This window comes from Halorubrum sp. SP3 (genome assembly GCF_005435195.1).
GTDB classification, from domain to species: domain Archaea; phylum Halobacteriota; class Halobacteria; order Halobacteriales; family Haloferacaceae; genus Halorubrum; species Halorubrum sodomense.
Map to the genome: position 1 here is coordinate 1 of NZ_SGTU01000625.1, position 269 is coordinate 269.

Annotated in this window: 1 protein-coding gene; it reads left to right on the plus strand. The window is 66.2% G+C overall.

Translation table 11 applies throughout. The features are described 5' to 3' along the window. The coding region (locus EXE42_RS17785) for an NADPH-dependent FMN reductase (RefSeq protein WP_137707125.1) at window positions 1-269 on the plus strand (269 nt) is incomplete at both ends.

Below are 269 nucleotides of genomic sequence, written 5' to 3' on the forward strand. Positions count from 1 at the left end.
CGAGGGCGACACCGCCGAGGCGCTTGACCAGATCGTCGAGGCCGACGCGTACCTCGTCGGGACACCCGTCTACCGTGGGTCATACTCGGGAGCGCTGAAGAACCTCCTTGATATGATTCCACGCGGGGAATGGCAGGGCGATGTCGCGCCGTTCGAGAACGCGGCGGTGGGACTTGTGGCGACGGGCGCAACCGATCACCACTTCCTCGCGGTCGATCAGGAACTCCGCCCGGCGTTCGCGTTCTTCGGAGCCCACACTGTCGGCGGTG